Origin of the sequence: Allobosea sp. CER48 (assembly GCF_044752385.1) — a bacterium.
In the GTDB taxonomy this organism is placed as follows: Bacteria; Pseudomonadota; Alphaproteobacteria; order Rhizobiales; family Beijerinckiaceae; genus Allobosea.
The window spans coordinates 1-5,879 of the sequence record NZ_JBIWYK010000193.1 but is presented as its reverse complement, the minus strand read 5'-3'; the positions used below and the strand labels follow the sequence as shown (position 1 = coordinate 5,879).

General features: G+C 66.9%; 7 protein-coding genes. All 7 read right to left on the bottom strand.

What is annotated here, in order from left to right; all coding sequences use genetic code 11:
* Positions 1–65: 65 nt before the first annotated feature.
* A complete protein-coding gene (hisA, locus tag ACIPIA_RS09145) occupies positions 66–800 on the bottom strand; it encodes a 1-(5-phosphoribosyl)-5-[(5-phosphoribosylamino)methylideneamino]imidazole-4-carboxamide isomerase (RefSeq protein ID WP_400508751.1) in 735 nt (244 codons plus the stop codon).
* The gene (gene hisH / locus ACIPIA_RS09140) at positions 788–1,444 is read right to left on the bottom strand and encodes an imidazole glycerol phosphate synthase subunit HisH (RefSeq protein WP_400508749.1); all 657 of its coding nucleotides are present in this window, start codon (positions 1,442–1,444) and stop codon (positions 788–790) included. The genes hisA and hisH overlap by 13 nt, the downstream gene beginning before the upstream one ends.
* Positions 1,441–1,929: a DUF2628 domain-containing protein gene (locus tag ACIPIA_RS09135; RefSeq protein ID WP_400508747.1), complete on the bottom strand. Its 489-nt coding sequence runs from the start codon at positions 1,927–1,929 to the stop codon at positions 1,441–1,443. Before ACIPIA_RS09135 ends, hisH begins: the two co-directional genes overlap by 4 nt.
* Before the next feature lie 9 nt (positions 1,930–1,938).
* A complete protein-coding gene (gene hisB / locus ACIPIA_RS09130) occupies positions 1,939–2,526 on the bottom strand; it encodes an imidazoleglycerol-phosphate dehydratase HisB (RefSeq protein WP_400508745.1) in 588 nt (195 codons plus the stop codon).
* 182 nt (positions 2,527–2,708) lie between these two features.
* A complete protein-coding gene (locus ACIPIA_RS09125) occupies positions 2,709–3,905 on the bottom strand; it encodes an O-succinylhomoserine sulfhydrylase (protein WP_400508743.1) in 1,197 nt (398 codons plus the stop codon).
* Positions 3,906–4,022: 117 nt separating this feature from the next.
* Entirely contained in the window at positions 4,023–4,763 is a 741-nt protein-coding gene (locus ACIPIA_RS09120) for a pyrimidine 5'-nucleotidase (RefSeq protein WP_400508741.1), read from the bottom strand.
* 176 nt (positions 4,764–4,939) lie between these two features.
* The gene (gene argB / locus ACIPIA_RS09115) at positions 4,940–5,836 is read right to left on the bottom strand and encodes an acetylglutamate kinase (RefSeq protein WP_400508740.1); all 897 of its coding nucleotides are present in this window, start codon (positions 5,834–5,836) and stop codon (positions 4,940–4,942) included.
* Positions 5,837–5,879 lie beyond the last annotated feature (43 nt).

Here is a 5,879-nt window from a genome sequence, read left to right as displayed (position 1 = left end):
CTGGATGGCTCGCAGCGGTTCCGGGCTCAAGCGCTCCGCGCTTGCGCCGGAATGACGGCGGAGCCTCAGGTTGCCAGCCGCTTCAGCGCCGCGGCCGGGTCGATGCGCCCGTCATAGAGCGCGCGCCCGGTGATCGCGCCCTCGAGGATCGCGGCATCATCGGCGCAGAGGCGTTCGATATCCGCCATCGAGGCGAGGCCGCCGGAGGCGATGACCGGGATCGACACGGCCTGCGCCAGCGCGATCGTGCCTTCCCAGTTGATGCCCTGGAGCATGCCGTCGCGGGCGATGTCGGTGTAGATGATCGCGGCGACGCCGGCATCCTCGAAGCGCTTGCCGAGATCGGCCGCTGCAAGCGACGAGGTCTCGGCCCAGCCCTCGACGGCGACGAAGCCGTCGCGGGCGTCGATGCCGACAGCGACCTGCCCCGGATAAGCCCTCGCCGCCTCGCGCACGAAGCCGGGGTCGCGTACTGCCGCCGTGCCGATGATGACGCGCCTGATGCCCTTGTCGAGCCAACCCGCGACCGTCTTCATGTCGCGGATGCCGCCGCCGAGCTGCACGGGGAAGGCGACGCGCTTCAGGATGGCCTCGACCGCGGCCGCGTTCATCGGCTTGCCGGCGAAGGCACCGTCGAGATCGACGACATGCAGCCATTGGAAGCCCTGGGCCTCGAAGGCGGCCGCCTGCGCGGCGGGGTCGTCGTTGAAGACCGTGGCCTGGGCCATGTCGCCCTGCTTCAGCCGCACGCAGCGGCCTTCCTTCAGGTCGATCGCGGGAAAGAGGATCATGGCTTCCAGTTCAGGAAATTCGTGATGAGCTTCAGCCCAAGCTTCTGGCTCTTCTCGGGGTGGAACTGCGTGCCGGCGACGTTGCCATGCGCGACCATCGCGGTGACGGGCCCGCCATGGTCGGTCAGGGCGAGGACGTCCTGCGGGCGCTCGGCCGCCAGCGCATAGGAATGGACGAAATAGGCGTGCAGGCCCTGCGGACCGGTTTCGATCCCGTCGAGCAACGGGTGCTCGTCCTGCTTGTGCAGGACGTTCCAGCCCATATGGGGGATCTTCAGGCTCTCGTCGTCTGGCTCGATCAGCGTGACGTCGCCCGGAATCCAGCCGAGGCCCTGCGTGATCGTGTATTCCAGCCCGCGCGAGGCGAGCAGCTGCATGCCGACGCAGATGCCGAGGAAGGGCCGGCCCTTGGCCCGTACCATCTCTTCCAGCGTCTCCACCATGCCGGGCACGGCATCGAGCCCGCGGCGGCAATCGGCAAAGGCGCCGACGCCCGGCAACACGATGCGATCGGCGGCGCGGACGATGTCGGTGTCGCTGGTGACGTGGATGGTCGAGGCGATGCCGCTCTCCAGCGCCGCCCGCTCGAAGGCCTTGGCGGCGGAGTGCAGGTTGCCCGAGCCGTAGTCGATGATGGCGACGCTCTGGCTCATCGTCCGCGGGCCTCCGGAAACAGGCCGATGATCGGCAACGGACCGCTCGGCCGCGCCACCATCGCAGGGGCGGCGGGTTCCGTCCGCGTCGGCGCGGCCACGCCGGCCAGCGCCCGCTCGAAATAACGCCGCTCAGCTTCGGGAAGGCTGCGTGCCTCGACTACGTCGGCAAGCCGCCAGCCCTTGCGCAGCAGCTTGCGCACGACGAGGTTGTTGCCCTCGACGCCGAGGAACAGCGCGATCGACCAGTAGATCAGCGACAGCGCGCTCTGATGCAGGCCGAAGCGGCTGCGCAGATAGGCCAGGCCACCCCAGACCAGCACGAACAGCAGCGTCCCGAGCCAGAGCCGCCTGCCGAGCAGCCAGAGCCCGGTGAGCACGAAGGCGCTCCAGGAGAAGCTCTCGGGGATGAGCCGCGCCCGCTCGATATCCTCGCCGCCCCGTCCGGGGACGGGCGGCGGCGTCAGAACCGTGTAGAACGCCATGACCTGCTCCTACAAAGCGCCCTTGGTCGAGGGGATGCGGTCGCCTTCGCGCGGATCGACTTCCAGCGCCTGCCGCAGCGCCCGTGCCAGCCCCTTGAAGCAGCTTTCGGCGATGTGGTGCGCGTTGTCGCCATACAAGGTCTCGACATGCAGCGTGATGCCGGCATTGATGGCGAAGGCCTGGAAGAACTCGCGCACAAGCTCGGTGTCGAAAGAGCCGATCTTCTGCGCCTTGAACTCGGTGCGGAAGACCAGGAAGGGCCGGCCGGAGACGTCGACCGCGACGCGCGTCAGCGTCTCGTCCATCGGCAGGTGGACATCGGCATAGCGGCGGATGCCCTTCTTCGCGCCGAGCGCGGTCTTGAGCGCCTCGCCCATGGCGATGCCGGCATCCTCGACCGAATGATGGTCGTCGATATGCGTGTCGCCCTTCACGGCGACTTTGAGGTCGATCAGCGAATGGCGGGCGAACAGATCGAGCATATGGTCGAAGAAGCCGACGCCGGTGGCGATCTCGGCCTTGCCGGTACCGTCGATCAGGAGCGAGACCGCGATATCGGTCTCGTTGGTGCGGCGCTTCACTTCGCCCGAACGCATGCTGGCCTCTCAAGGCTTGGCGGGAACCGGCCCCGCTTTAGCAGGGGTGCGCGGGGATGGCCACTGCCGGCGCGGCGCTGCCACCGCCGTCATGCTCGGGCTTGACCCGAGCATCTCTCGGACCAGTGCACTCTGGTCATGAGATTATCGGGTCAAGCCCGAGAATGACGCCCTGAAACGCCTCACACCTGCGCCAGCGCCTGCTCCAGATCGGCGATCAGGTCATCGGCGTGCTCCAGGCCGATCGAGAGGCGGATCATGCCGTCGGTGACGCCCATGTCGGCGCGAATTTCCGGCGTGAAGCGCTGATGCGTCGTCGTCGCCGGATGGACGATCAGACTCTTGGCGTCGCCGAGATTGTTGGAGATGCGGATCAGCCTGCAGGCGTTGAGCAGGCGATAGGCCGCCTCCTTGCCGCCCGGCACCTCGAAGGCGATCAGCGTCGACGGGCCGCTCATCTGGCGCGCGATGATCTCGGCCTGCGGATGGCTCTTGTGGCCGCAGAAGATCACCTTCGACGGCTTGGCATGGGCGGCGAGCCAGTCCGCGACCTTCGTGGCGTTCTCCGCCTGCCTGGCGATGCGCAGCGGCAGCGTCTCCAGAGCCTTGAGCATCACCCAGGCGTTGAAGGGCGAGATCGCCGGGCCGGTCTGGCGCAGGAAGGTCTGGATGTCGCCCTCGATGAGCTCCTTCGAGCCGACGATGAGGCCGCCGAGGCAGCGCCCCTGGCCGTCGATATGCTTCGTCGCGGAATAGACGACGAGGTCGGCGCCGAGCTCGAACGGGCGCTGGAAGAGCGGGGTGGCGAAGACATTGTCGACGACGAGTTTCGCGCCGGCCGCCTTGGCGATCTTCGCGACCGCCGCGATGTCGATCACTTCCAGCGTCGGATTCGACGGTGTTTCGAGGAAGAAGACCTTGGTGTTCGGCCTGACCGCCGCGCGCCAGGCTTCGATGTCGGTGCCGTCGACCAGCGTCGACTCGACGCCGTAACGCGGCAGGTGGTCCTCGACGATGTAGCGACAGGAGCCGAACAGCGCGCGGGCGGCGACGACATGGTCGCCGGCGCGCAGCGGCGCCATCACAGCCGCGGTGACGGCCGCCATGCCGGTGGCCGTGGCGCGGCAGGCCTCGGCACCTTCGAAGGCGGCCATGCGCCCTTCCAGCATCGCCACGGTCGGGTTGGAGAAGCGGGCGTACTGGAAGCCCGGGTCCTTGTTCAGGAAGCGCGCTTCGCACTGCTCGGCGCTGTCATAGACATGGCCCTGCGTCAGGAACAGCGCCTCGGACGTCTCGCCGAATTGCGAGCGCATGGTGCCGGCATGGACGAGGCGGGTTTCAGGATGCAGCTTGGCTGCGGCGTTGTCCGATGCCGACATGGGAACCTCAGTCCGTTCTTTTTAGCGGACAAGGCCAGTAGCATCTCCCATTCCGTTCGTAAAGAAGAACAGAATTTCCTTTTCTGAAAACGCCGATGGCAGTGAAGCTTCCTCCCCTCAGGCCTTTTGTTCGGCAAGCCGGCCGAGTGGCTTCAGGAAGCCCGTGAGATCGGCGGTGACGTGATGGACGTGCCCGGCCTCGACGGCGACCTGTTCCCAGGCCTCGCGGAAGGGATCGGGCGTCTTCGGCACGATCAGCACGGTCTTCATGCCGAGTGCGCTGGGCACGACGAGGTTCTTCTCGATATCCTCGAACATAGCCGCGCGCCCGGGATCGACGGAGTGCTTGGCGAGGAAATTCTCGTAGGTGGCGCGCTCGGGCTTCGGCGTGAAGCCGGCCTGCACGATGTCGAAGATATCCTCGAAATGATGGAGGATGCCGAGCTTGCCCGCGACGTTCTCCGCATGCCCGCGCGAGCCGTTGGTCAGGATCAGCTTGCGGCCCGGCAGGGCGGCGATCGCGTCCCCGAGTTCGGGGTTCGGGTCGAGCAGGCTGAGATCGATCTGGTGGGCGAAGTCGAGGAAGTCGTCGGGGTCGATGCCGTACTCTTCCATCAGCCCCTTCAGGGTCGTGCCGTAGCGCTGGTAGTAGTACTTCTGCAGCGCGCGCGAGGAGAGGCCGTCGAGGCCGAACATCTCGAACAGGAACAGCGTGATGCGCTCGTCGACCTGCGGCCAGACCTTGGCCTCGTGCGAGTAGAGCGTGTTGTCGAGATCGAAGATCCAGTGGTCGACATGCGCGAAGCCTTCCGCCGTCAGGGGCGGGGCAGCGGCAGGGGTGTCAGCGAGTATTTTCATTGGACTCCGTGATGTGGCGAGCCGGAGTCTGCGCTGCAAGTCCTTGGCCAAGGCTTAATCGCCGCGGGTCGTCCCGCCGTCATGGTCGGGCTTGACCCGACCATCTCTCAAACCGGCGCGTTCTGGTCATGCCATTCCCGGGCCGGAGCTTCGCCCCGTCCGGGACGGGGTTCGCCTCAGCGCCGGATGATCGTGCCGGCGCCGGTGTCGGTGAAGAGTTCGATCAGCGCCGCATGCGGCACCTTGCCGTCGAGGATGACGACGGCCTCGACGCCCTTTTCCAGCGCGTAGATACAGGTCTCGATCTTCGGGATCATGCCGCCGGAGATCGTGCCGTCGGCGATCAGGCGGCGGCACTCCTCGACCGTCAGCTCCGGGATGAGCTGCTTGTCCTTGTTGAGCACGCCCGGCACGTCGGTCAGCAGCAGCAGGCGCTTGGCGTTGAGCGCGCCGGCGATGGCGCCGGCGAAGGTGTCGGCGTTGACGTTGTAGGTCTGGCCGTCGGCAGCGGCGCAGACCGGCGCCAGCACCGGGATCAGCTCGGCTTTCAGCACGGCATCGAGCACGGTGGTGTTGACCGTCTCGGGCTCGCCGACGAAGCCGAGATCGAGGACCTCCTCGATCTTGGAATCGGGGTCGACGACGGTACGCGTCACCTTGCGGGCGGTGACCATGTTGCCGTCCTTGCCGCACAGGCCGATGGCGCGGCCGCCTTCGCGGGTGATGTAGCCGACGATCTCCTTGTTCACGGAGCCGGCCAGGACCATCTCGACGACGTCGACGGTCGCCGCGTCGGTGACGCGCAGGCCCTGCTTGAACTCGGACTGGATGCCGAGCTTCTTCAGCATGGCGGCGATCTGCGGCCCGCCGCCATGGCAGACCACCGGCTTCAGCCCGGACTGCTCGAGCAGTACGATGTCCTCGGCGAAATCCTCGGCCGTGGCGGCGTCGCCCATGGCGTTGCCGCCATACTTGATGACGATGATCTCCTGGTCGTAGCGCTGCATATGCGGCAGCGCCTGGACGAGCAGGTCGGCGGATTGCGACGGCGTCAGTTGAGGCAGGTCGGTCATTCGGGCGAGCTCCGCGCATCCGCAGAAAGGTGCGGCCGCGCTT